Origin of the sequence: Brevibacillus daliensis, from assembly GCF_021245735.1 — a bacterium.
Classification (GTDB): domain Bacteria; phylum Bacillota; class Bacilli; order Brevibacillales; family Brevibacillaceae; genus Brevibacillus_B; species Brevibacillus_B daliensis.
Genome location: NZ_JAJISB010000001.1, coordinates 504,744 through 529,653, shown reverse-complemented (window position 1 = coordinate 529,653; position 24,910 = coordinate 504,744). Strand labels below are relative to the sequence as shown.

The following is a 24,910-nucleotide window of genomic DNA, read 5'->3' as shown; positions in this document are numbered from 1 at the left end:
AAGCACATTTTTTGTCTGCGAACTGTTAAGTTCCAGCATGGTAGTCAAGACTGTCCGCTACTGGGCAAAGAGTGCGGAGCGGACAGTCTAACCCCTTGTGGGGCGAAGACTTTTAGCGAAATGTGAAAAGAGAAGCTGGTTTTCTCCACGAAAGTAGGAGGCCACCCTCTTCAATAAACTTCGGTGTACTCATTGTACTTTTGTTCATATGGAAAATTTACATATAAATGTGAGAAATATCACTGCAATGATATTAGAAAATTGGGAAAATTAAGGGTAGAGTAAACCATAAGTGTTGGAGTTCTAATAGATGTGTGGTGCGTTTGGGGAGATAAGTTGAGGAGGAAATGACGTAAATGATCATTGTGTCGAACAAAAAAAGAGAGAGACAAATTCGGTTTACTGGCATTAATGAATCAGATTTACAGATGTTACATAGTCAAAGAGAAATTTTTGAACAGCTAGCCCATCTAGTTGTTGAAGAGGTGTATGAGCGTATAACTGATCAACCTGAACTTCTCAGAATTATTCACAACCACAGTCATCTAGACAAGTTAAAGAGAATGCAGAAAAAATATTTCGCATCCCTTGCAGTAGAAATCATTAATGATGAGTACATTGCGGAGAGATTGCGAGTAGGTAAAGTTCATGCTCATATCGGTCTTACACCTGACTGGTATTTAGGTACATTTATGATATTCTTAGAGACATTCAGGGAATTGGTAAAAGAAATGGAACTTCCACAGGCTGATGCCCTTGTTTTTTCCCTCACTAAATTGTTAAACTTTGATTCACAACTGGCACTCGAAGCTTACGTAAAGGATGAATACAACCGGAAGCAGGAAGATACGATACATGAGGTTAGCGATGCAGTAAATGAATTGGCCCGTATTTTAACCGACCTAAGTAATAATAGTAAGCTGGTAGCAATAGCAGCAAAAAATACAGCATATTCTCAGGACAAGTCACACCAACTGATTATCGGTCTGAATCAGGAACTAAAAAACATTCAGGTAATGGGAAGTCTGATGAAAAACATTTCCGATCAGACTCATCTGCTCGGTTTAAATGCTGCCATTGAAGCTGCACGTGCTGGAGTAAGCGGCAGAGGTTTTGAGGTGGTAGCGAATGAGGTCCGCAAACTTGCTCAGCATTCCAAAGGGTCAGTGATCGAGATCGAAAAGGTGCTCAAACATGTTTTCAAGGTATTAGATGAAGTACAAAAAGAGTCTGAGCAAACAAATGAATATGCGAAACAGCAGGAAGCTAATTCAACAAAATTAGAGGATTATGTATTTACTGTGCAAAAAGTTACACGCCAATTAGAGCAAGTTAAAGTAGCGCATCATATGTAATCATTCATTTCTCACATATAACGGATCGGTCCCCTCGTACCAAGTTAAAGAGGTGGATCGTTTTTTTATTCATATGGACTATTTTTTCAAAACTATGTTAAAATTTAGGATAATGGTAATTCTGTATGCTGATTCCCTCCCAGCTTCCAAGGGGTAATGATATGGAGGAGGAATACATGTTGAAGCCCAAAGTATTCATCGGCTCTTCAGTGGAAGGTTTGCCCATCGCTTATGCCATTCAGGAGAACCTTAGTTATGTAGCTGAGGTAACGGTGTGGGATCAAGGGGTGTTTCATCTATCTAGTACGTCTTTGCATGATCTGTTACAAGAAACAGAGCATGTCGATTTTGCGATTTTTCCTTTTACGCCGGATGATGTGAGCCGGATTCGTGATAACGAAGTGAAAACGGTGCGGGATAATGTGATATTTGAATTTGCTTTGTTTGTATCGCGACTTGGGATGGAACGAGTTTTTTATGTAGTCCCCCAGCATGCTCCTGATATGCATTTGCCAACCGATTTGGCTGGAATTACACCGGGGAAATATGATGCAAATCGAAGCGATGCCAGATGGAAAGCTGCACTTGGGCCTTTTTGTAATCAAGTAAAAACACAGATCGCTATTCAAGGTCCTAAACCCAAACAACAAGATAGTGAAATACTTTTGCAAAAACTGCATAAAATGGAGTCTCATGCTCGTTTTCTGTACTATCTGCTTACACTCAGCAAGCATTCAGAAAGTAAATATAATCAAATCTTATCAGCATTTTTAAGTGAATTGGAACCGCCCGCTGGATTACGAACGAAGGCGGCTACCTTTTTTACAATTAGTGAAGACGAAAAAGCATTGGAGCAATTGGGCTCATCTGGAATTGTAAGTGAAGAAAAACATCGTTTCCCACTTCAAACTGAGGGGCGGACAGGAAGCTACGTAGCAGAAGCTTTTGTTCGTAAGGTATCGATGCTCACATTGCTCAGAGGCGATGGATTTGGTTTGGAGTATATTTATTGTAGACCTATTGCGGAGGATTTTATCATTACGATACATTTTCTAGCTGCCCAAGCAATTACGGAGGAAGCATTTGAAGAGCTTTTGCATATCGTATATAATGCAAACAAAGATATATTTGATTCGTTTCATGCATTTTTGAAAGGGGAGCTGCGTTATGAAACCGGTAGGTAGACGGGAAGAACATACCAGGTATACGATATCAGGTCATTGGCGTGATGGTAAGGTGCTTGCTGTACCACTCTCCCTGATCAACAAGGTATACAAAAGTGGACCATCTATTTTACTTGCGAAGGATGGCATTCGAATTATAGCTGTTGGAAATGCCGACTATGGGTTACCCAGTTTCCTTAACCAGACGGGTTCTCAGTTTTGTTAGTGTTTTGTTAATGATGTACAGACATAATGACTCGTGAAGTGAGGAAGTAACTTGCGGGTGATACATAGTGAAAGCCAGCGGGAGATTTCCGTTGGCTTTATTTGGTGGTGGGGTAAATAGTGTCTAACGGTTGATGAGAAATCATTGCCATATAAGAGGATAATTCGGGAGAGAATTAATTGAAGAGAATTGTAATCCGATTACTCTGAATGAAGACCATACATGTGTCATCAGCCTTCATTCAGAGTAAGTTAATGTTACGAAGCGATTAGCCCATGTTCCATTGTTTTAATTCCAGATGGCGGACACCCTCGACCACATAGGGGTCAGATTCAGCAAGTTGTGTAGCTTCTTCAAGAGAATCAGCCTGATAAATGACCATTCCACCTGAACCGTCTGCAAATGGACCTTTGGCATATACTTTTCCTTGTTCAATTAACTTTTCTAGATAAGTAAGGTGATTGGGGCGAAATTCCAGGTTTTTTTCAGCATCTTTCATTAGTAACGTTGCAACAAAATAAGCCATGTTGTAAAGTCTCCCTTCTCTCTAATAGGTTAATTGTAGCAGATGCTAGAAAATTCCGTGCAAAAAATAGTGATAAAGTTTTTTATAGAATAACCAGAAAATAGTAGGGCTACTTATCTTCTGAAATAACAGACAAGACGGAGTTTTTACAAAGAGGGCAAGAGGTTGATTATATGAAAAAAATGGAAATAAAAAAATATCAAATAGCGGTGAACGATACAGGATAGAGTGGTAAAGTTAGGGAACCGAGGTGAAACAAATGAGAGAACAAACTATGAATATGACTGATGAAGACGGTGTAGATATTTTTGTATATCACTGGTCACCTGAAGAAGAAGTAGAGATTAAGGGGATCGTGCAAATCGCTCATGGAATGGCGGAAACAGCTGCTCGTTATGAGCGATTTGCTCGCTACTTAACAGATGCAGGGTATGTTGTCCTCGTCAATGATCATCGAGGACATGGTAAAACAGCTGGTCAAGTAGAGAATCTAGGATATTTGGGTGAAGATGGATTCAACTGGATGGTCCGGGCAATGGCGCAGGTTAGCCATTTGATCCATGAAGAGTACCCGGGGCAGCCAATCTATTTATTTGCCCACAGCATGGGTTCCTTCCTTGGACAACAATTTATCTATGAATACCCGAAGCTAATTGATGGTGTAATTTTATCTGGAAGCAATGGAAAAAGAGGACCAGAATTGCTAGCAGGAATTATATTATCCAGCTTGATTGCTAAAGTAAAAGGGGATAAATTCAGAAGTAAGTTAGTTGATGAGCTTGCATTTGGTAGTTTTAATCGACATATTGTAACGCCGCGCACACCATTTGACTGGTTAAGCCGTGATTCTAAAGAAGTGGATAAATATGTAAAAGATCCTTATTGTGGGTCCCTTTCTACCGTTAGTTTTTATCGGGATTTTTTCATCATGTTACGTGATATTCATAAGCCAGAAAATATGAGTCATATTCCACGAGAACTTCCTGTCTTTATTATATCTGGAGACGAGGACCCAGTTGGAGACAGGGGACAAGGAATAAAACGCTTGGTGCGTATGTACAATGATCTAGGAATGACACAGGTTTCCTACAAGCTGTATACAGGTGGAAGGCATGAACTGTTAAACGAAACAAATCGTTTGGAAGTCATGAATGATTGTCTGGAATGGCTTAACAAACAAGTAAAAAAACGTGATGAAAATCTATCTTCATAAGTAAAAAGCTGCTTTTCGGATTCAACTTGTTCCGAAATAGCAGCTTTTTTTCTGTAAAAGATAAGGATAAGCATCAGAGTTCTCCTGAAAAATACGAGGGATTAATGGGCGTGTGCTTTCACAGGGACTTTTATTTTTGCGGTTCTACGTTGGTAGAGGTTATTACTGATCAGTGCTAGCATGATAAATAACGTGCCAACTATATCATACATCGTCATCTCATATCCTTGCATAAGTGAGATAGCGAAGGTCGTAACAGGTACAAAATTGATGAACAAAATTCCGTTGATAGGCTGCAAGATTTTAATGCCTGCATTCCAGCTTAACAATGCAATGACACCAGCTATTACAACCATGAAACTCATCTCAGGAGCGATCGCACCCAAAGCAGAGATGCTAGGAACGTCCAGAAATCCAAACAAGGTAAGGAAAAAGACCACGATAACCGAGGTGGCTGTTCCTAATAGACAGCTGAGTGTTGAATAGCGAAGCGGTGACCAATGACTAAACTGGTCGCCGCCAATTGTATAGATGACCCAGCCTAATACACCAGCAAAAATTAGTAAGACGGGAAATAAGGCATTTCCACCCAGCAGAAAGGATTGGAAATCTCCCTTGGTTGCAACAAGAAAACAACCTACTAATGCGATACCCATGCATCCAACAGTAATTGGCTTGGGTCTATTCTGGTTAAAAATCCAGAGCAGAAGTACAGAAATCATCGGCATTAACGCTTCCATGACTGAAGCTAGAATAACGCCTGATGCTCCTAACTGATTTTGCCCAGTAAAAACCAATAAATTATAAACCGTGAATGCCATGGTTCCAAAAAACCAGAGTGGTAGCCCACGCCCTTCCAAACGAAGTGCTTTTTTGCCTTCCTTTACCCATAAAAGGACAAATAAAATAATCGAAACAAGCACATACCGAATAACGGAAAAATAAAAGGGATCAATAAAGGCAAATGCACTTTCTGCAACAGGAAACATAGCTCCCCATGCCATACTGGCAATAAGACAGAGTAAGGCACCTTTCAAAATGATATTGCTTTTCATGCTGATGTTACTTCCTTTCTTTTTTGCTCATGTATTCCATAATAGTCTCGCTATGCTATCAAGTAAAATGATTGAAAGTGATATATAACATCATTATAATTGATAGTAAATAGAGGCAAAAAGGAGAGGGAGTCGTGGATGTAAGTGATTTGCGAATATTTCAAGCAGTTGCACAAGAAGGCAGTGTAAGCGAAGCGGCACGCCAACTTAATTACGTACAATCAAATGTGACTGCCCGTATCAACCAGTTGGAAAAAGAGTTGAACACGACGCTTTTTCACAGGCATCGTCGAGGTGTAACACTTAATGAAGATGGCAGAAAGCTGTTAGGTTATACACAAAAAATAATTACGTTGATGGATGAGATTAAGCAATCCTTTCAAAGCGATGAAAACCCTTCAGGTCCCTTGTTAATTGGCTCCGTAGAGACGGTCTCATCCTTACCATCAATCCTGTCAGAATATCATAAAAGGTATCCTCGTATTGATCTTTCCTTGGTATCTGGAGTAACGCAGCATCTACTTGCAGACGTCTTGCAATATAAATTGGATGGTGCTTTTGTCAGTGGACCTATAGAACATAAAGACATCATTCAGGAACACTTAATGGAAGAAAAGCTTGTCCTGATTACTCGGTCAGTTGATGGAATGGAATCGATAGAGGGTTATAAAAACAAGCCTTTACTTGTGTTTCGAGAAGGGTGTGGCTACCGTGCCAGATTAATTCAATGGCTACAGTCTGAAGGTATTCAACCGAAAAAAATAATGGAGTTTGGTACGTTAGAAACCATTTTTGGAGTAGTAGCATCAGGACTAGGAGTCTCTCTTGTCCCCGAATCAACGGTTACAAAACTAGAAAAAGAGGGCATTCTATCGAGCTATTCCATTCCTGCACCTTTTCAAAAAGTATCTACAGTGTTCATAAGGAGAAAGGATTCATTCATAACAAATACGATGGGCGCTTTTTTACGTACGATTCAAGAATACCGTTCCAAAGGATAAATGCGCGAAAATATAATGATTTACTGGAAGGAGATAACTCATCTTCAATTAGGCACAAACCAATTTATGCGTTTGCCTTAGTGTGTTTGCCCGTATCAACCTTTGTTCATTTTGCATTTGATGTTAGTGGGGGTCACGGTAGGTACTTGTAAGTGATTGTGGGATAAAGCAATTCCCCAAGTCCCCAAGACTATCGAAAAACAGAGGTGAATAGTATGGGTAATTTTAGACGTGGAAGACGTGAAAGTGAACATCGTGAAGACAGTTGTCATCGTGAAAGCAGGCATCGTGAGGAGTCTTGCAGTAGCGAGGACTTCAGAGAGAGCTTCACCGAGAGCTGCGACACCGAGAGCGAAAGCAGCGATAGACGCCGCCGCCGCCGTCGCAGACGTTGCAACACTCGTCGTGCAAAACGTGAGATTCGCAGAGCAAGACGTATTTTGAAAAGAGCTCTTTGCAATTTGAAAGGTTGCAGAAGACGTCGTCGTCGTCGTCGCAACAAAAGATGCTGTTAATTAATTAATGTGATACGAAGCGCCCAAATCATCCGGGCGCTTTGTATCTTTTACCTACAAGAAAAAGGATTATTACAACATTTTCGAAAAAAATACTTCTTTCAACCTGATTCAATCAGCAAATATGAGGTAACTCATTTGGCGAAACCAATTATTTTGTACATACTAGTGGTAGCCCTATTCGCATAATTGTGAGTAAGTAAAAACATCGAAAAGTAGAGGTGTTTAAGGAGAATGCAGCCGTTTACGCATATCTATGTGGTCTTATCAATCATTAACATTTTTTTTGCAATGGCAATTATTTTTCTCGAACGACGAAATGCAACGGCCACATGGGCCTGGATCTTGGTATTATTTTTTCTCCCAGGGATTGGGTTTATTATCTACATAATTTTGGGTCGAAATCTAAGCGGGCGTAAAATCTATAAGATTAATCAGAGAGAGAAATTAGCCATTAAGGCAATGGTAAATAAGCAAAAACAGAAAATTGAAGAAGACAAATTAATGATTCGTGATGCATCAGTGGACATGTATAAAGATATGATTTACATGAATGTAAACAGTAATAAGTCTTTATTAACCCAGGATAATGAAGTAGAGATCTATATAACAGGAACAGAAAAATTTGAGGCTCTTTTTTCCAGTATCGAGCATGCTAAGCATCATATTCATTTACAATATTATATATTCCGAAATGATACGCTTGGCATTCGATTAGTAGAGCTCTTAATAAAAAAGGCAAAAGAAGGAGTAAAAGTTAGACTTGTCTACGATGACATTGGATGTTTGGGCTTAAAAAAGAGCTTCTTCAATGGACTTCGAGAAGCTGGAGGGGAAGTAGCCATTTTCTTCTCTTCTCCAATTAAATATATTAATTTCCGACTTAATTATCGCAATCACCGAAAGGTAGCCATCATTGATGGAAAAATTGGGTTTGTAGGTGGTTTTAATGTTGGTAATGAATATATCGGACTGGATAAAATGTTGGGATTTTGGCGAGATACTCACTTGAAGATAACTGGCAGTGGAGTCGCTACTTTACAGATTCCCTTTCTGCTTGACTGGAACTTATCAGCGAATCAGGATTTGAAGTATACGGAAGAGTTTTTTCCGGAATTTAGAGGAAACGGAAACATTCCAATACAGATTGTTACCAGTGGACCTACTGCTAAGTATCAGCACATCTCAAACAATTATCTTAAGATGATTCACTCTGCTAAAAAAACTCTTTATCTACAAACGCCTTATTTTGTGCCAGAGGAGAGTTTACTTCAGGATTTACAGATAGCTGCCTTGTCAGGAATTGATGTACGGATTATGATTCCCGATCGTACTGACAGCAAATGGGTAAAATGGGCTTCCTCTTCTTATATTGGGGATTTACTGAAAGCAGGAGCTACATGTTATATGTATGAAAAGGGCTTCATGCATGCAAAGACGATGGTCGTAGACGGCAAGCTGGCTACGGTAGGGACAGCCAATCTTGATATCAGGAGCATGAAGCTTAATTTTGAGGTGAATGCAATCCTGTATGATGTGAATAAGGCAAAGGAATTAGAAGAGATTTTCCTCAAGGATATTGAAAACTGTTTTGAACTTACCCTTGAAGATTATGAGAACAGACCAAAAATGCTTCGCTTTAAAGAGTCAATAGCCAGGTTGCTCTCTCCAATTCTATAGATGACATAGGAAAAGATCGCTCTTGTAGAAGCCAAAAATGGCGTCCTGAAGGAGCGATCTTTTTAATGTCAAGGTATGTTGTTGCAGTCTGCTTCATGCGTATACAACGTTTTCTCTACTTGCGTCGTGCGGGGACCCCTCCCAGCCATTGAACCGAGAAGCGAGAGAAAAGGTAGCTGAACAGAAATGTACTAATAACCACGATGAGATATTGCGCGACAAAGCCGGTATTACCAGACCAGAGAAAGGACCATTTATTTTCTCCAGCCTCCTGTGATAGCACTGTTAATAAGAGAGGATGCAATAAAAAGATTAAAAATGATTGGGTAGATATCCAATCAAATGTACTGTGCCACCATTTTTTCTTACGATACAAAAACGATCCCATACTAAAAAAGAAGAAAAAGCTCGCAAAACAGTAAATGATAATGGTTGGTTTCATGGAAAGCATAAACGTACTGCTTGATTTACTGTCCATAAAGAGGAGCACGTAGCTAGCGATCCACAATAAGAAAAATAACCAGCCTTTTCCCTTGATCCAACTTTCCCAACGATCCCGGTGATGGGCAAGCCACATCCCAGAGATAAAATAGAAGCACCAGACAGGAATAGGAACACTGTATGAATACCAGATGTCAGGTAATGTATAGGATATGTTTGGGTTGTTGCTGATAAAAACCAAGGTCTGCATGACCAATGTAATGATAAAGGTAAGGAAAAGTAAACTCTTGGGTGAGCGATAAAACCATCTGCGAAATAGCGGATAGAGTAGATAAAACTGAAAAACAATCAACATAAAGTATAAGTGTACGTAGCCCTTACCAAGAAGAGTTACTTCTAACCAGTAGGAAAACCACATCGAATAATTCCCATTCTCCATTAATCCACCTTGCGTAAAGAGAGCATAGACGGTTGTCCAGAGAAGATATGGAATCATCAATTTTACTATTCTATTTTTCATAGGTACCCATTTATTGGGCGGATAATGACGGTCTTTATAGAAAAGAAAAAATCCAGAGAGAATCATAAACATCGGTACAGCAAAACGTGATAATTGATTCCAGGCGAAGGCTAACTCAGTCTTGGTTACAAAATGGGATGTAACATGTATGGCTATAACTCCGAAGACGCACAGAACGCGTATAAAATCATATTCTTTCAGTCTTTGTTCCATTTTTTTCCTCTCAGTCTATGTATTTATTCCATTCTCATTGTAAGAATTATAGGAAGACTTTTCAAGCAAGTGGAAGGAAAACGTGATTTTCCTCACAGTTTTACGAGAGAAATCATTCTACACTATAAGAATGGCATAACCTCATAAGTTTTATAGATGAAAGTACCCTTTTTCACATATATTGAAGGCTAGAAAGAATGGGAGGCTGTGAGATTTGACTATGCACACAATGCTGACAAAAACAAACAATTTGGGTTTGTATGAAATCCGTATGGAATCGATTGGTGGTCTAGGGGCCAATTTGGCTGGAAAAATGTTGGCAGAAGCTGGAGTTATGCATATGGGACTAAACGGTTCCAATTTTTCTTCCTATGGATCAGAGAAAAAAGGATCTGCTGTTAAAGCGTTTGTGCGTTTTGCCAATCCTGAAACCAAACTTCGTGAATCGGCTCCTGTAGATGAGCCACATGTTGTAGTTGTTTTTCATGAAGCCATGCTGACTACTCAGAACTGTGTCTCAGGCTTGCATTCTGACGGCATATTACTTGTCAATACGAAGAAATCTCCAGATGAAATCAAGCAACTTACTGGACTTCAGTCAGGTACAATCATGTGTGTTGATGCACTTGGCATCTCTCTACGTGAAAAAACTCGTATTAATACAGCAATGTTAGGTGCACTCTGTCAGGCAATCGACTTTTTGTCTGTAGATGCGGTAAAGGCTGTTATTCAGGAAACATTTGAAGTGAAGTATCCAAAGTTGGTTGCATCTAATCTACGTACCTTTGATGCGGGTTATTCAGAAGGTCTCATGACAACCTACATAGATGTAGAAAACACTGTTTCTGTTACAACGAAGCAAGCAGGTACTCTACTTGGATATCTTACACAGCCAATTGGTGGCGTAATCCATAATCCAGGTAATTCAATCCTAAAAGATTTAAGCGGTTCAAGACAAGGTTATTTACCACATTTTAATTCGGAGACCTGTATTCATTGCGCAGCCTGTGATATGCATTGTCCTGATTTTTGTTTTGTCTGGGAAGAAGGCGAAGATAAACGCGGACGCCCACAACAATTTTTAAGTGGGATCGATTATCAATACTGCAAGGGATGTATGAAATGTGTGGAGGTTTGTCCTACAGGCTCACTGACAAGTGAGCAGGAAGTTGAAGGATATGCACATGAGCATGCTGTTAAACACCACTTTGCATTGGTGAACGAATAGGGGGAAAGAAATCCATGAGCGCAGATACATCGATAAAACACGTTACAGAGACCACTGATTTTCGCTCCGGTAACGAGATGGCCGCAAAAGCAGCGGCACAAATCAATTACCATTTGATGGGCTACTTTCCCATTACACCTTCTACGGAAATAGCTGAATATCTGGATGAAATGAAAGCGAACGGTGAACATGACATCGTGCTGGTACCAGCAGATGGGGAGCATGGCTCCGCAGGGATTTGTTATGGGGCTTCCACAGCAGGGGGACGTGTGTTTAATGCTACTTCTGCTAATGGTTTCCTTTATATGCTTGAGCAATTACCTGTACAATCTGGGACACGCTTTCCAATGGTTCTAAATCTGGTTACTCGTTCCGTATCGGGACCACTTGATATTCGCGGAGACCATTCTGATTTGTATTACGGACTTAACACTGGCTGGCCTATTTTGTTAGCAAAAGATCCGCAAGCAGTTTACGATATGAACCTGTTTGCCCTACGTGTAGCAGAACACCATGATGTACGTCTGCCTGTCATTGTAGCTTCTGACGGATTTTTCACCTCTCATCAAAAGCGGAAAGTGAAATATTTTACCGACAGGAAAGATGTCCAAGCTTTTGTTGGTGAAAAACAACCTGTTTATGTTGATTCTACAGACGTGAAAAATCCGATAACCATCGGACCATACATGAACGATCCAGATTATATCAATAACAAATATCAACAATCAGAAGCTATGTACAATGCGGAAGAAGTTTTCCTGACAGTGGCTAAAGAATTCGAGCAATTGACTGGTCGTGAGTATAAACTGCTTGATGAATATTGCATGGAGGATGCTGAAGTTGCTTTATTCCTGATTAATTCAGCCTCTGGAACAGCTCGAGATGTCGTGGATAAACTTCGCAATCAGGGAATTAAGGCTGGTGTCGTATCACCTAACATGATTCGTCCATTCCCGAAAAAAGCGATTCAGGAATCACTACGTAAGGCAAAAGTGGTGCTGGTGGGTGAGCGTGCTGACTCCTATGGGGCACATGGTGGCAATATCAGCCACGAAATAAAATCAGCTCTACAGGATTGTCATGCCGATACAACCGTTTTGACTCGCATTTTTGGTGTGGGAGGTAAAGATTTTTATGCTTCGGACGCAGAAGAATTCTTTACCCTTTGCCTGAAAAAGTTTAATGGCGAAGAGGTGGCAAGCTTTGATTATCACGGTATTACACCAGGTAAAGAAGAGAATGCTCCAAAACGTCTGCTAGCACCATTAACAAAAGAAGAAACAACAGGATTTATAAACGTGACACAAGACGAGGCTAGTGGCGAACTGAAAGTGAAAATGTCTACCATGCGTGCCTTAACGAAAAAAGCGAAACGAATTGCGCCTGGTCATGGTGCTTGTCCAGGATGTGGAATTTTCTCAGGTCTGGAAATGTTCTTTAAAGGGATTGAAGGGGACATCGTAGTTCTCTACCACACGGGTTGCGCGATGGTTGTTACAACTGGATATCCATATTCTGCTCATAAAGTTAACTTCATTCATAACCTGTTCCAGAATGGATCGGCTACACTGTCAGGTGTGGTTGAGATGTTCTGGGAGCGTGTTCGTCGTGGTGAGGTTGAGGTAGACGAAAATAATCTAACCTTCATCATGATCTCTGGTGACGGGGGTATGGATATCGGAATGGGACCTGCTATCGGTACGGCTCTCCGTAACCATAAGTTGATCATCCTTGAGTACGATAATGAAGGATATATGAACACAGGTTCTCAAATGTCTTATTCCACGCCACTAGGTCATATGACTTCCACTTCAAATATTGGTGTAGAGAGCGTGGGTAAAGCATTCCATCATAAGGATACCGTTCAAATCATGGCTTCTACCAACATTCCTTATGTATTTACAGGAACGGAAGCATTTCCACAGGATTTGATCAAAAAAGCAGCAAAAGCTCAGTGGTATGCACAAAACGTAGGTACTGTATACGGGAAAATCCTGATCAGTTGTCCACTCAACTGGAAAGCTGCTGATAATCAAGGGAAGTCCATTGTGGAAAAAGCAGTGAATAGTTGTTTCTTCCCTCTATATGAAATTGAAAAAGGAATTACAAAGATTACTCACAATCCAGACGAGAAAAACAAACGTGTTCCACTAACGGAGTGGCTGGAAATGATGGGTAAGACCAAGCATTTGTTACGTCCTGAAAGCGAAGGGGCACTCAAGCAGTTTGAGGAAGAAGTGGAGCGTCGCTGGAATGTGTTGAAAGCGAAGCATGAAAGCCCTTATTTGTAAGTAGAATATAGATGAGTAAGTAAAAAAGAAGATGGCGTTGGTTCTGTGAACCGAAGCCATCTTCTTTTGTATGATACGTTTTCCATTTATAAGATGATGATAGAAACGAGTAAAAACAGAACAGATCCTATAATTTCAATAATTCCTATTTTTATCGGAGGAATTAGTTTGCCCCCATAAACGAATGCTCGAATTGTTGAGAATAAATAAGCAAGAGCCATCCAAGGATAGCCGACAGCAAATGGTACAAGGAGTATCAGTATGTGATATATCTGAGAATAGAGAATCCAACTTTTATTTTTTCTCTCCCGAAACATGGACTTTACATAAAATACAGTTCCAGTGAAGTACAAAAAATTGAACAGAACGACCATAAACATCGTGTTGTCCCATCCTCCACCGCTGAGTAAGTAGGCTGCGGCCCCACCAATTGAAAAAATACCAATAGCGCAAAGATTATTAATAAGCGAACGCTCTGATTTATGTGTAACATGCCAGAGCGTTATCAGTAGAAGTACAAGTAAGAAAGGTCCAAAGGTTAAGAGAGAAGGAAAGCTTAGTAACGTTGGAATTAAACAAATCCCGGCAAGTAAGCCGTAAATAACTGCCCACCTTAGCAAGTGTTCTCGATTTGAATTTCTCTTCATTGCCTGCAGGAGGGGATAAGACATTAGATATAGGAATAACCATGCTAGAAATAAGGGGAGGTGCATCCACTGAGGATGTCCAGCAAACATTCCTATAAGGAATGGTACACTGACCATTGACCATCCACCATGCTCATGGGGAATAACAATACCCTGCTTTTTCACGATATCATCCTTCCTTTGTCGAATTGCTCTATTCATTATAGCGCGTCTGTTTGTTAATAAGAGGAGCAAAATTAGCATTGAAGTGAACATTCGCAATTCGAAAGAGGGACTCTATTTATCGTCAACATTGTTTAAAGCAGAGTATTTGCTTTTTCTATTATAGATCAAGCAAGACATCAAAAAGTGAATTACTCAGAGTGAATTTTTCTTGCCATTGGTATGTATGTGCGAGGCGCAGTTGATTGATAAAAACGTATTTTGTTAGACCTAATTGTTGCGCTATCTTGATTGTTTCCTTCAGTGTAGATTCACTTTCATTTAGCTTACCAAGTACACGATAATAAGCCCCAATTAAACCATTCATTTTTACCCAATCGGTGCAATTTTGTTCCATTGCACTATTTCGTCTGACCAAGACTTCAATGCCTTGTTCCATTTCATCCCTATTATCTGGTACTTCACGCATTCTATCATCATAGTGAAAGTTCATATTAAACGGATCAGCCAGCAAGTGAATACACTCCTCAGAAACGAATTGTAGTGATATCATACAGAATATGGATCAGCATGAAAAGTGAAAAAGGACCTGCAATGAGGTCCGATTGAGTAGAAACTTCTTTTTTTTCTGATGATTGATCTAGTTCGTAACAGTTGTGGTTGTTTTAAGCATACCATTTGATAATAAACGCTTGCGTACTTCCACTCCTAGATAGGCAGCTAAAACTGCTTTTAAAATACCGCCCGCAATAAAAGGGGTAACGCCGATAGCCATAGCTTCTGCCCAGCCAACCGACAGTACGAATTTTAATTGCACCACACCAACTAGCATTGTAATACACATACCAACAAGATTTGCGAATAATGCCATGGAGAAGGTGAAACGAGTTTTTTCTAGAATAAGTCCAATAATGAATGCAGTAATAATAAAGCCAAAAATAAATCCGCCACTTGGGCCAATCAAAACTTGGGGACCGCCTGAAAACTCTGCAAAAACAGGTACACCAATTCCACCGAGTAATGCATACATCGCCATTACCAACGTTCCTTGACGACTTCCAAGAATCGTAGCAACAATACCTACTGCTAGTGTTTGTCCAGTGATAGGGACAACAGTTGGTAGGGGAATGGTAATTTGTGCGAGTACAGCGGTTATCGCTGTAAAGATCGCGGTGATAATATAATAGCGCAGCTTTTCATTACGATATTGCAAGAAGGTCACCTCTTTCTGAAATATGTAAACTTAATGTTATGTATAGGTTTACATATATGATTGTAGCAGACCCTTTTTTCTTTGTAAAGAAATTACTCTACACTTACATAGGTCCTATTCTTCTTAGCTCCGCAAAGAGTTTTATAGGAAATAGAAATAATTGTATCGCAGATAATTGAGCCTTTCCATCAGATAAAAAAGGACCTGGATGGGACAATTATTTCTTTCGTCCTATCCAGATCCTTTAGTTAACAACCCAGTATTCGCTACCATCTGCTTTTCGATCAAGAAAACCGTACTCAATCAAATATCGACGCAGAGTAACATGGTCTTCAGATGCGGTAAGCAGTATGGCATTCACTTCTTTTTCTGTGTAAATTTTATTCCGTTCAAAGCGACCTAAAATATGGCGCAAGATTGCGGCTTTTCGTTTTGCTTTGCGAGGGAACTCCTTAAGCGGTCCATGTAGTCCATCTGGAAAATATGCTTGTAATATTTCCATATATTCTTTTTCAGTCATGGCAAAACGCTCATCCTGAAAAGTTGTTTTAGGGGGGACTGGCAAAAACGAATCTGTTTTTACTGAGGTAGTTGAAGTTGCTTTCTTTTCCTCAGATGATTTACTGCGGTCACGATTAGATAAGGCTTCTTGCATGAGCGACATGATTGCCAGAAAAACTTTGGCTTGCTTTTCTTTTTCTCGTAACTGATAACGATGGTTTCTGATCGTAGAATTACTGGTTCCATGACCCGATTTCACAATCTCAGCATCACTCATGCCCTGATAGAACTGTTTAATAAGATCACGTTGGATCTCCGAGAGTCCAGTTACTTTCTTGTCTAGTTGAATTAAGTAGGTAAACATGGAAGAATGCTCATGATCTACATGGTGCTCGGCCGCTTTTTTCGCTTCAAAAAGGAGTTCGTTATGTGGATAAATAATCCCTTGTTCATATGTCTTACCGCATATTAGACAGGTATATACCTGTTTAGCCTGATCAAAGGTGTATCCTTTTTTTAACTCGTCCAAAGGTGCATTCCAGAATAAGGTGGATAGATCACTCATAAACAAAACCTCGATTCGTTTACTTTTATATAAACATAATAATATTTAGTTTGTAATAAGTCAAACAAAAAAGAGCTTTATCTAATTCCTCTATATATAAAACAGACTGCAAGTCATATGACCAGCAGTCTGTTTTTTTCTTATATATTTTGGGGGCATATAAGAGCTTATTTTTGTGCTGCAGCGTTTTGTCCAGCGATACGACCGAAAACGAAAACGTCTGCAATTGCGTTACCGCCTAGGCGGTTTTTACCATGGATAACACCAGTAACTTCACCAGCAGCATATAGACCAGGAATTACTTTGTTATCTTTATCAAGCACGCGAGTTTCTGTATCGATTACAAGACCACCCATTGTATGGTGAACAGAAGGCACTGCTTTTTGAATGTACCAAGGACCTTCTTCCATTGCAGTTAAAGTACCACGGTGTTTGAAGTCTTCATCTTTACCAGCTTTTGCAAAACCGTTGAAACGATCGATTGTTTTTTGCAATTGATCAGCTGGAATATTGAAGTGTTTAGCTGCTTCTTCCAGTGTATCTGTTTTAAACAAGATGCCATCTTTTACTAGCATGTCATACTCATCTTTGTGTGTTTCAACTGTCTTACTGAAATCTCCAACTTTTTGATTCCAAATCTGGTATGCATATCCGCCTTCTTGAGCAAGGATTGCTTTGGAGATTACATCACGACGTTCCAATTCTTCTACGAAACGGTTACCGCTTTGGTTAATCAGGAGCGCACCATCGAAGCGAGAGTCAGCTACCAGAGAGATCAAACCAGATTTAGGGTTACATACAGGGTAGGTTTGGATACTACCCATGTTTGTAGAAGCAGCACCGATTTTTTCACCCATGACGATACCATCACCAGTTGAACCAGTGGTTACAGTGGATAGGTAACTTTCGTCTAGCTCAGGAGCATACTTTTTACGCATTTCAATGTTGGAACCGAAACCACCAGTTGCAATAATAACACCGTTTTTCGCGTTAAAAGTAAGTTCTTCTCCAGAAGCTCCAGTTGCTTTTACGCCAGTTACACGACCATCAGTCATGATGAGTTCTTTTACATTTGTATCTGTTTTAACAGGGATTTGTAATTCATCAGCTTTCGCTTTCAGTTTTGTAACCATTTCTTGACCAGTGTGGCCATTAGGAATGAGAGCTCGTTTTACACTATGTCCACCGAATTGGAACAGGTTATCATCTTCAAAAACTACTTTTATTTCATCGCGAAGCCATTCAGCAGCTTCTGTTGCTTTTGTAGTCATGATGCGAACCATTTCAGGGTTACCGACATTGTCGCCGCCCTTCATTGTATCTTCATAGAATAATTCTTGGCTGTCTTTAATTCCTAACTTATTTTGTACCCATGTGTTTGCTGCATTCATTTCAGCACCAGAGATTAGTGTGTTACCACCAATTGTTGGCATTTTTTCTAGCAAAACTACGTTGGAACCAGCAACTTTTGCTTCAATTGCTGCTGCAAAACCTGCACCACCGGCTCCTACGACAACTACATCAAAATTTTGAACAGCTTCTTCCTTGCTCGTTGTAGCTGCTGCTGCTCCTGCTGCTACAAGCGTGATACCAGTTTGTTTCAGAGCATCTTGTACAGCGGCAATAAAACCGTCACTAGTAACGGTAGAACCACTAATCGCATCTACTTCTGTGCTATTGGAAGCGATCATTTGGTCACTTAATTTTGTGTAAACGGGTTCAGCTAATACTTCATTTTCTTTGGATTCAAGTACTTTGATTTCTTTCAGTTTGTCTTTTTCTACAGTAATTTCAACCTTGATAGGACCATGTTTTCCGTCTGCCTGTCCAACAGCAGTTACAACATCACCTGATGCTGTATCTTTACCGCCCCCGCAACCTGCCATTGTTAATACAAGGGCAAATACAAGCATAAAGATGAATGACTTACGTAGTGTTCTCAACTGATGAAACCTCCTTTATATCTGTGTGATGAAAAGAGAACGTTTACAAACCCATTTAAATACGATTCGAAAATAAAAGATGTGAAAACAATCACAAAGTGTTTTTAGTAAATAGTAAATTCAATTTTATTAATGTTAAAAACGTTGAAATAAAAAGCTTCTTCAGATACAAATAAAAGTTAATAAAATAAAATGAAATAGCATATCCACATGTAGTAGCTAGATATGCTCACAATGATTATCCTGTTATTCTGGCAGTCGAAGATCTCCAGGACGTATCCATTCTTTTTTCCATAGAGCGAGATAGACTAAATAGGAGATTACACCGGGAATTAATAGATAGGTAACCAGCATTGCCAAAATGATGTACCCAGGTGGATAAATAGTCAAGAGATGAATGGGGACAATGAGTGAGCATAGCCCCAAACCTGCATATTCCTTAGCAACCTCTATTCCAAATACGAAAAAAGAAACAGGACCAGCAATTGCGCCTGCAATCACAGAGGGGACGACGATCCAGATGTTTTTAGTGATGTTAGGTAACTGTATCTTGGGGGTACAAATTAATTGAGCGAGGATTCCACCCAGATTGTTTTCTCTCGCAGAGATTAAGGAAAAACCGATGAAGTGAGCCGCACACCCAGCCAATGCAGCCCCACCTATCAGCCCGTCCATATTCAGGGCAACCGCTAATGCCACAGAGGAAGCAGGGGAGAGAAGCAACAGGCCCCACACAACAGAAATGACAATGGAAGAGACAAATGGTACCCCGGAAGAGGCATCTTTTATAAACCCAGCTACGGTTGTAAGGATGGGCGAAATAGCACCTGAGAGCCACAAGCCAGCCCATCCAGCAATTAATATGGATCCAAGTGGCACGATCATCATATCAACGGGTGTTTTTCCTGAGATTCTTTTACCTATGTAGGTAGCCAGTGTAGCTGCCAATAGCGCACCGATTGGCTCTCCAGATTTAATGAGAAAACCTGCTGCTGTAAAGGTGATAGCACCAGCACCCAGAGAGGAAGTAATCATAGCGGACATGATCGTTAACAGATTAGCTCCTAACATGAAGGCAATCCCTACACCAATACTGGGTGCCATCAGGTTTTTTGCTACATTTCCAATCTGTATTAAGGATTCGGAGTCAATCAGCCTACCAATATTTTCAATTAAAAGTCCTATCCCTAATGTTACAAAAATACTTCGTGCGATCCCGGTTGAAGCCTTAAAGATGCGGGGCATGATGTAATCTTTCATGGTAGTTATTCCTTTCCGTATCTTTAGTATCCAATGGTTTTCATGTATTCATGAAGTACTTGATTAGACATGTCTATTTTTCTCGTATCAATCGACATGATTTATCCCCTTATGGAAATAGTTTGGCTTAGTGTTCGTGTATAAATATCGCTTTATACAACATGCAAGATGAGTGATGAGTTGATTCAACATCCAGAACAGGGCTACATATCAGTAATAGCGAATATATAATTGAGAAATGGTCATAAATGTAAGGTGAATTATGCAACGTTAGTTAGTCTGAACCGTATTACTAAGGGAATGATGAAAAGTAGGAGGCGAATCGTCATGAAAAGACGTAAGGTGAATAGACGGAGTATTCCGGTAATGTTTATTGCAGCGATGTTGATTGTAACGGGTTGTTCCAGTGAATGGGAACAAGAAATGACGCAAGCACAACAAGCAGTGGAGCAAGTAGGCAATGAGGCTACCAATAAAATTAATGACTTAGCAAATACTGATTTAGCTCAGTTAACAGAATATGTAACTACAATCGTTCCTTCTATAGAAGAAATGCAAAATTCAATAGCTAGAGCAGATGAGTTACTTCAACAATTCATAGATAAAACCATACAAGTAGAGGCATTCAAAGCTGAAGTAGCCAAACTTGAGGTAGACTTTAATCAGATTCAGAATGACCTACAAGCAATGGTTCCACCACAACCAATAGAAGCTTTACATAACGAAGTAACTCAAGTTGCAGCTAATTATCAGGAATCGTTAAAGCAAATAGGTGCAGAAGCAGGTAAATCAGGTGAACAAGCGATGAGCACCTTAGGAAATATACTAGGAGATTTGAATACCCAAACAGAGAAAATAATGAATCAATTTACGAGCGTAACAGGAGGAAAATAGCAGATATCTTTTTAAAGAAAGCCTGGTTAAGATATCGTCGCATTTCGCGAAGAATCTGAACCAGGCTTATTTATGGTACAGGAGTAGTGGAAGGTGCAGGTGCGACCTGAATCGGAGGGACGACAGTCGCTCCATCTGAATTGTTACTGTAATTAAACTGAGGTACTTCTCCAGGAAAGTACTGATTACTAATAGGCACGGAGGTAGTAATGATGGTCTGTTCAGTTGCGAACGGAATGATGACCTGTAGTTTTATCTCCACATGCAAGAGTACGGTTAACATCACATTATTAATGCCAGCTTCCTTCATTTCCGTATCTAACCATGTTTTTGCCGAACCTACAGGAGCAATAGTAATTGGCAATTGAGGACCAGTACTTGCCAAAAGTGAGCTGCCAGTAGCTAATCCCAATGGAATCGAAGCGTCAATCTTTTTTTGTTCCATGTCTTTTAATTGCTGCTTAATACTCAGGTTTGCTTCACTCATAATTTTTGAATAGGTCTGGAAGTTGTAAAAAATTGCTTGAATTCGACCGCCATTATCTTTTTCAACCTGAAAAATTTCCTCTTTGCCCAATTCCAATTGGGAGAAATGCTCGATTACCGCATCTGCAATTGCTTCCTTGGCGATGCTCTCTGTTTTTTGTTTGGCAAGGACTAAGAGGGTAGGCTTTATTTTGTCCTCCACATAAAACAAACCTTGTAGTCCAAACGCAAACAAAAGGACGAGCACAACAAATACCCATTTTTTTCGGGTTCTTGCAGTGCGCATTCGACGTCTCCTACGGAAGGCCATCTGGATCACTCCAATCTCTAGATCATATGAAACAGATGGTAGGAAACATGCCCTGGATCATAAATTTCTTTACTTTTATGAAAAGAAATTAAATTCAGAATAGTAATTGGAATGGTTTGGTTGCTTAGATATAATAAGTAGAAAGGAAGGAAGGGGAGAGAGTATTGACATACAAAATGATTTTTTTTGATGTAGATGGAACGCTACTGAACGAAGAAATGCTGATATCTGAAAGTACGAAAAAAGCCCTTCACACACTACATGAAAATGGAGTTGAAACAGTGATTGCAACAGGGAGATCACCGTTTCACGTAAGAGAACTGGCAAATGAGCTAAAGATAGAATCATTCGTCTGCTACAATGGTGCGTACGTCGAATATAAGGGAAAAGTTATATTTACCAACCCTATTTCTAAACAATCGCTTGAATATTTGACCAAACAAGTAGAGAATCATAACCATGCCCTCGTATTTTTGAGTGAAGATGTATGTTATGCCTCGCATGATAATGAAATGGTGCAGAGTGCGATCAAATCAATTAATTATGATCCACTGGAAGCACGCCCCGATTTCTGGCGAGATAATCACATATATCAATGCTGGCTCCATTGTCGGGAAGGGGAAGAACTAGTTTACGAACAGGATAAGCTATTAGGAGATGTTCGTTTTTTTCGATGGCATCAAGTCTCACTTGATGTAATGCCAAAGGGTGGTTCGAAAGCACTTGGTATTGAAGCCTTGCTCTCACATGCAGGGATAAAAAAAGAGGAATCAATGGCAATCGGTGACGGCCGTAATGATATCGAAATGATGAACTGCGTTGGAATGAGCGTGGCAATGGGAAATTCTCATCCCGATGTTATCCCGCATGCACAGTTTGTAACGAAGCATGTGGATGAGGAAGGCATTGCTTATGCATTAAGAAAACTGAACGTAATCAAGTGAATAAACTAGAACTAATACATAGATAGTACAGTATTTATTACTGTACTATTTCTTTTTTATGAAAATATGAAAAGTGTTATATATCAAGACTTTTTAACTGTATAACAGTTTTTGATATTAAATGAAACAAATTTGTGAATTCGATCACAAAACCATGTAATAAGTGATATTTATCACAAGTGAATAACGTAAGGCTCTAGTATGATCGAGGTGTAAAGAATATCAAGCATAACTATCACGTTTAGAAGATGGAATAAGCTTTAACAAGAGCCGAACAATAGGAGGAATGTAAGATGGCAGTTCAAGAAAAAGAATTATCTACAGTTGAACATGCATGGAGAAGTTTTAAGCCGGGTAAATGGATGAAAAACATTGATACTCGTGACTTCATCGAAGAAAACATCAATCCGTATCATGGAGATGATACATTCCTAGCTGGTGCTACTCAAGATACAAAAGCGCTTTGGGATATCATATCTGATCTGTCCAAAAAAGAACGTGCAAATGGCGGAGTACTTGATGTTGATGTAAACACTCCATCTACCATCACTTCTCACAAACCAGGCTATCTGGACAAGAATCGTGAGAAAGTAGTAGGTCTGCAAACTGACGAACCGTTCAAACGCTCTTTACAACCATTCGGCGGTATCCGCATGATGGTGGATGCTTGCAAAGCATACGGATTCGAAGTTCCTGAATCCATTATCAAATTATTTACAGACATTCGCAAAACACATAACCAAGGTGTTTTCGATGCTTATACAGATGAAATGAAAGCTGCTCGTAGAGCTGGTATCATCACTGGTTTACCAGATGCTTATGGACGTGGACGTATCATCGGTGACTACCGTCGTGTAGCACTATACGGTGTGGACCGTCTGATCGTTGAAAAGAAAAATGATCTAAAACAAATGGAAGTAGACGTAATGACAGAAGATGCAATGCGTCTACGTGAAGAGCTATCTGAGCAAATTCGCTCTCTGAACGAATTAAAATTGATGGCAAAAGAACATGGTTTTGATATTTCCAAACCTGCTTCCAATGCTAGCGAAGCATTCCAATGGTTATACTTTGGTTATCTGGCAGCAATCAAGGAGCAAAATGGTGCAGCAATGAGCTTGGGTCGTGTGTCTTCCTTCCTTGATGCTTACATTGAGCGTGACATTGCAGAGGGTACATTGACTGAGGAACAAGCACAAGAACTGGTTGACCATTTTGTAATGAAACTACGTATCGTTAAGTTCCTACGTACGCCTGATTACAACGAATTGTTCTCTGGTGACCCAACTTGGGTAACTGAATCCATTGGTGGTATGTCCATTACAGGTAAAACTCATGTAACGAAAAACTCTTTCCGTTTCTTGCACACACTATACAACCTGGGGCCAGCTCCAGAACCAAACTTGACTGTTCTATGGTCGAAAGATCTTCCTAATAACTTCAAAAAATTCTGCTCGAAAGTATCTATCGAGACAAGTGCAATCCAATACGAAAATGATGATTTGATGCGTCCTTACTTCGGTGATGACTATGGTATCGCTTGCTGCGTATCTGCAATGCGTATTGGTAAACAAATGCAATTCTTCGGTGCTCGTGCCAACCTGGCAAAAGCTCTGTTATATACAATCAATGGTGGCGTAGACGAAAAACTTGGCATGCAAGTTGGTCCTCAATTCGCTCCGATTACTTCCGAATATCTTGATTTCGATGAAGTAATGGCTAAGTTCGATAACGTGATGGAGTGGCTAGCGAAGCTATACGTCAACACATTGAATGTGATCCACTTCATGCATGACAAATACTCCTATGAGCGTATTGAAATGGCGCTGCATGATCGTGAAATTCTACGTACGATGGCAACCGGTATCGCTGGTCTGTCTGTAGTAGCTGACTCCTTGTCTGCAATTAAATATGCAAAAGTAAAACCAATCCGTAACGAACAAGGTATTGCAGTTGACTTCGTTACTGAAGGAGAATATCCAACATACGGTAATAATGATGATCGCGTAGATGAGATTGCAGTTGATCTTGTTGAGCGCTTCATGAACAAAATCCGTAAGAACAAAACATATCGTGACGCTCTACCAACAATGTCTGTACTTACTATCACTTCTAACGTTGTATATGGTAAAAAGACTGGTACAACTCCAGATGGTCGTCAAGCAGGCGAACCGTTTGCACCAGGTGCAAACCCTATGCATGGACGTGATCAAAAAGGTGCTCTAGCTTCATTAAGCTCTGTAGCTAAACTACCTTATGAGCACAGCTTGGATGGTATCTCCAATACATTCTCTATCGTGCCTAAAGCACTAGGTAAAGAAATGGAATCTCGTGTTAACAACATGGTAGCAATGATGGATGGTTACATGACTCCAGATGGCGGTCATCACCTGAACGTTAACGTATTTGATCGTGCCCAATTGATGGATGCTATGGAACACCCAGAAGAATACCCACAATTGACTATCCGTGTATCTGGTTATGCTGTTAACTTCATCAAATTGACTCGTGAACAACAATTGGATGTAATCAATCGTACATTCCACGGTAAAATCTAA

At 40.0% G+C, this 24,910-nt stretch carries 20 protein-coding genes and 2 pseudogenes; 12 read left to right on the top strand and 10 right to left on the bottom strand.

Translation table 11 applies throughout. From position 1 onward, the window contains the following. Nucleotides 1–356: 356 nt before the first annotated feature. The 4 genes and pseudogenes from LM917_RS24710 to LM917_RS02565 all read left to right on the top strand — a co-directional run. A pseudogene (locus LM917_RS24710) lies at nucleotides 357–815 on the top strand (protoglobin domain-containing protein); the annotation flags it as partial. Nucleotides 816–1,037: 222 nt separating this feature from the next. Next, a pseudogene (locus LM917_RS24705) lies at nucleotides 1,038–1,355 on the top strand (methyl-accepting chemotaxis protein); the annotation flags it as partial. A 176-nt stretch (nucleotides 1,356–1,531) separates the two neighbouring features. Further along, complete coding sequence (locus tag LM917_RS02570) at nucleotides 1,532–2,539, top strand: TIR domain-containing protein (RefSeq protein WP_232695881.1); 1,008 nt, start codon at nucleotides 1,532–1,534, stop codon at nucleotides 2,537–2,539. Then, the gene (locus LM917_RS02565; RefSeq protein ID WP_232695880.1) at nucleotides 2,523–2,744 is read left to right on the top strand and encodes a hypothetical protein; all 222 of its coding nucleotides are present in this window, start codon (nucleotides 2,523–2,525) and stop codon (nucleotides 2,742–2,744) included. Before LM917_RS02570 ends, LM917_RS02565 begins: the two co-directional genes overlap by 17 nt. A gap of 268 nt (nucleotides 2,745–3,012) precedes the next feature. Here the strand turns inward: LM917_RS02565 and LM917_RS02560 are convergent, their stop codons facing one another. Beyond that, nucleotides 3,013–3,270 carry a YciI family protein gene (locus LM917_RS02560; protein ID WP_232695879.1) on the bottom strand — a complete coding sequence of 86 codons (258 nt, stop codon included), beginning with the start codon at nucleotides 3,268–3,270 and terminating at the stop codon, nucleotides 3,013–3,015. A 259-nt stretch (nucleotides 3,271–3,529) separates the two neighbouring features. On the opposite strand from LM917_RS02560, the gene LM917_RS02555 reads away from it, so the two are divergent. After that, nucleotides 3,530–4,483, top strand: a complete 954-nt coding sequence (locus LM917_RS02555) for an alpha/beta hydrolase (RefSeq protein ID WP_232695878.1) — start codon at nucleotides 3,530–3,532, stop codon at nucleotides 4,481–4,483. A 101-nt stretch (nucleotides 4,484–4,584) separates the two neighbouring features. Here LM917_RS02555 and LM917_RS02550 read toward each other — a convergent pair whose 3' ends face one another. Next, on the bottom strand, nucleotides 4,585–5,538 hold the full coding sequence (locus LM917_RS02550; RefSeq protein ID WP_232695877.1) for a DMT family transporter: 954 nt from the start codon (nucleotides 5,536–5,538) through the stop codon (nucleotides 4,585–4,587). Nucleotides 5,539–5,672: 134 nt separating this feature from the next. Between LM917_RS02550 and LM917_RS02545 the strand changes: the two genes are divergently transcribed. Together LM917_RS02545 and cls are read left to right on the top strand one after the other, a co-directional pair. Then, entirely contained in the window at nucleotides 5,673–6,539 is an 867-nt protein-coding gene (locus tag LM917_RS02545) for a LysR family transcriptional regulator (RefSeq protein WP_232695875.1), read from the top strand. A gap of 749 nt (nucleotides 6,540–7,288) precedes the next feature. After that, nucleotides 7,289–8,734, top strand: a complete 1,446-nt coding sequence (cls, locus tag LM917_RS02540) for a cardiolipin synthase (protein ID WP_232695874.1) — start codon at nucleotides 7,289–7,291, stop codon at nucleotides 8,732–8,734. 115 nt (nucleotides 8,735–8,849) lie between these two features. Here cls and LM917_RS02535 read toward each other — a convergent pair whose 3' ends face one another. After that, nucleotides 8,850–9,908 (bottom strand): acyltransferase, encoded by a 1,059-nt coding sequence (locus LM917_RS02535; protein WP_232695873.1) that lies wholly within the window; start codon nucleotides 9,906–9,908, stop codon nucleotides 8,850–8,852. A 220-nt stretch (nucleotides 9,909–10,128) separates the two neighbouring features. On the opposite strand from LM917_RS02535, the gene LM917_RS02530 reads away from it, so the two are divergent. Together LM917_RS02530 and LM917_RS02525 are read left to right on the top strand one after the other, a co-directional pair. Continuing rightward, nucleotides 10,129–11,136 carry a 2-oxoacid:acceptor oxidoreductase family protein gene (locus tag LM917_RS02530; protein WP_232695981.1) on the top strand — a complete coding sequence of 336 codons (1,008 nt, stop codon included), beginning with the start codon at nucleotides 10,129–10,131 and terminating at the stop codon, nucleotides 11,134–11,136. A gap of 14 nt (nucleotides 11,137–11,150) precedes the next feature. Further along, on the top strand, nucleotides 11,151–13,427 hold the full coding sequence (locus tag LM917_RS02525; RefSeq protein WP_232695871.1) for a transketolase C-terminal domain-containing protein: 2,277 nt from the start codon (nucleotides 11,151–11,153) through the stop codon (nucleotides 13,425–13,427). An 86-nt stretch (nucleotides 13,428–13,513) separates the two neighbouring features. Here the strand turns inward: LM917_RS02525 and LM917_RS02520 are convergent, their stop codons facing one another. From LM917_RS02520 to LM917_RS02495, 6 genes are all read right to left on the bottom strand, one after another. Next, nucleotides 13,514–14,239, bottom strand: a complete 726-nt coding sequence (locus LM917_RS02520; protein ID WP_232695870.1) for a YwiC-like family protein — start codon at nucleotides 14,237–14,239, stop codon at nucleotides 13,514–13,516. 157 nt (nucleotides 14,240–14,396) lie between these two features. Further along, on the bottom strand, nucleotides 14,397–14,750 hold the full coding sequence (locus LM917_RS02515; RefSeq protein WP_232695869.1) for a hypothetical protein: 354 nt from the start codon (nucleotides 14,748–14,750) through the stop codon (nucleotides 14,397–14,399). Nucleotides 14,751–14,876: 126 nt separating this feature from the next. Next, the gene (locus LM917_RS02510; protein ID WP_232695868.1) at nucleotides 14,877–15,449 is read right to left on the bottom strand and encodes a biotin transporter BioY; all 573 of its coding nucleotides are present in this window, start codon (nucleotides 15,447–15,449) and stop codon (nucleotides 14,877–14,879) included. Between the two features lie 244 nt (nucleotides 15,450–15,693). Then, complete coding sequence (locus tag LM917_RS02505; RefSeq protein ID WP_232695867.1) at nucleotides 15,694–16,515, bottom strand: DUF2087 domain-containing protein; 822 nt, start codon at nucleotides 16,513–16,515, stop codon at nucleotides 15,694–15,696. Between the two features lie 167 nt (nucleotides 16,516–16,682). After that, nucleotides 16,683–18,428 (bottom strand): flavocytochrome c, encoded by a 1,746-nt coding sequence (locus LM917_RS02500; protein WP_232695979.1) that lies wholly within the window; start codon nucleotides 18,426–18,428, stop codon nucleotides 16,683–16,685. Nucleotides 18,429–18,704: 276 nt separating this feature from the next. After that, nucleotides 18,705–19,718, bottom strand: a complete 1,014-nt coding sequence (locus LM917_RS02495; RefSeq protein ID WP_232695866.1) for a PTS sugar transporter subunit IIC — start codon at nucleotides 19,716–19,718, stop codon at nucleotides 18,705–18,707. 327 nt (nucleotides 19,719–20,045) lie between these two features. Between LM917_RS02495 and LM917_RS02490 the strand changes: the two genes are divergently transcribed. Beyond that, nucleotides 20,046–20,612 carry a hypothetical protein gene (locus tag LM917_RS02490; protein WP_232695864.1) on the top strand — a complete coding sequence of 189 codons (567 nt, stop codon included), beginning with the start codon at nucleotides 20,046–20,048 and terminating at the stop codon, nucleotides 20,610–20,612. 70 nt (nucleotides 20,613–20,682) lie between these two features. Here LM917_RS02490 and yunB read toward each other — a convergent pair whose 3' ends face one another. After that, nucleotides 20,683–21,384: a sporulation protein YunB gene (yunB, locus tag LM917_RS02485; protein WP_232695863.1), complete on the bottom strand. Its 702-nt coding sequence runs from the start codon at nucleotides 21,382–21,384 to the stop codon at nucleotides 20,683–20,685. Between the two features lie 188 nt (nucleotides 21,385–21,572). On the opposite strand from yunB, the gene LM917_RS02480 reads away from it, so the two are divergent. Together LM917_RS02480 and pflB are read left to right on the top strand one after the other, a co-directional pair. Then, nucleotides 21,573–22,352 (top strand): Cof-type HAD-IIB family hydrolase, encoded by a 780-nt coding sequence (locus tag LM917_RS02480; RefSeq protein ID WP_232695861.1) that lies wholly within the window; start codon nucleotides 21,573–21,575, stop codon nucleotides 22,350–22,352. Nucleotides 22,353–22,645: 293 nt separating this feature from the next. Next, the gene (gene pflB, locus LM917_RS02475) at nucleotides 22,646–24,910 is read left to right on the top strand and encodes a formate C-acetyltransferase (RefSeq protein WP_232695859.1); all 2,265 of its coding nucleotides are present in this window, start codon (nucleotides 22,646–22,648) and stop codon (nucleotides 24,908–24,910) included.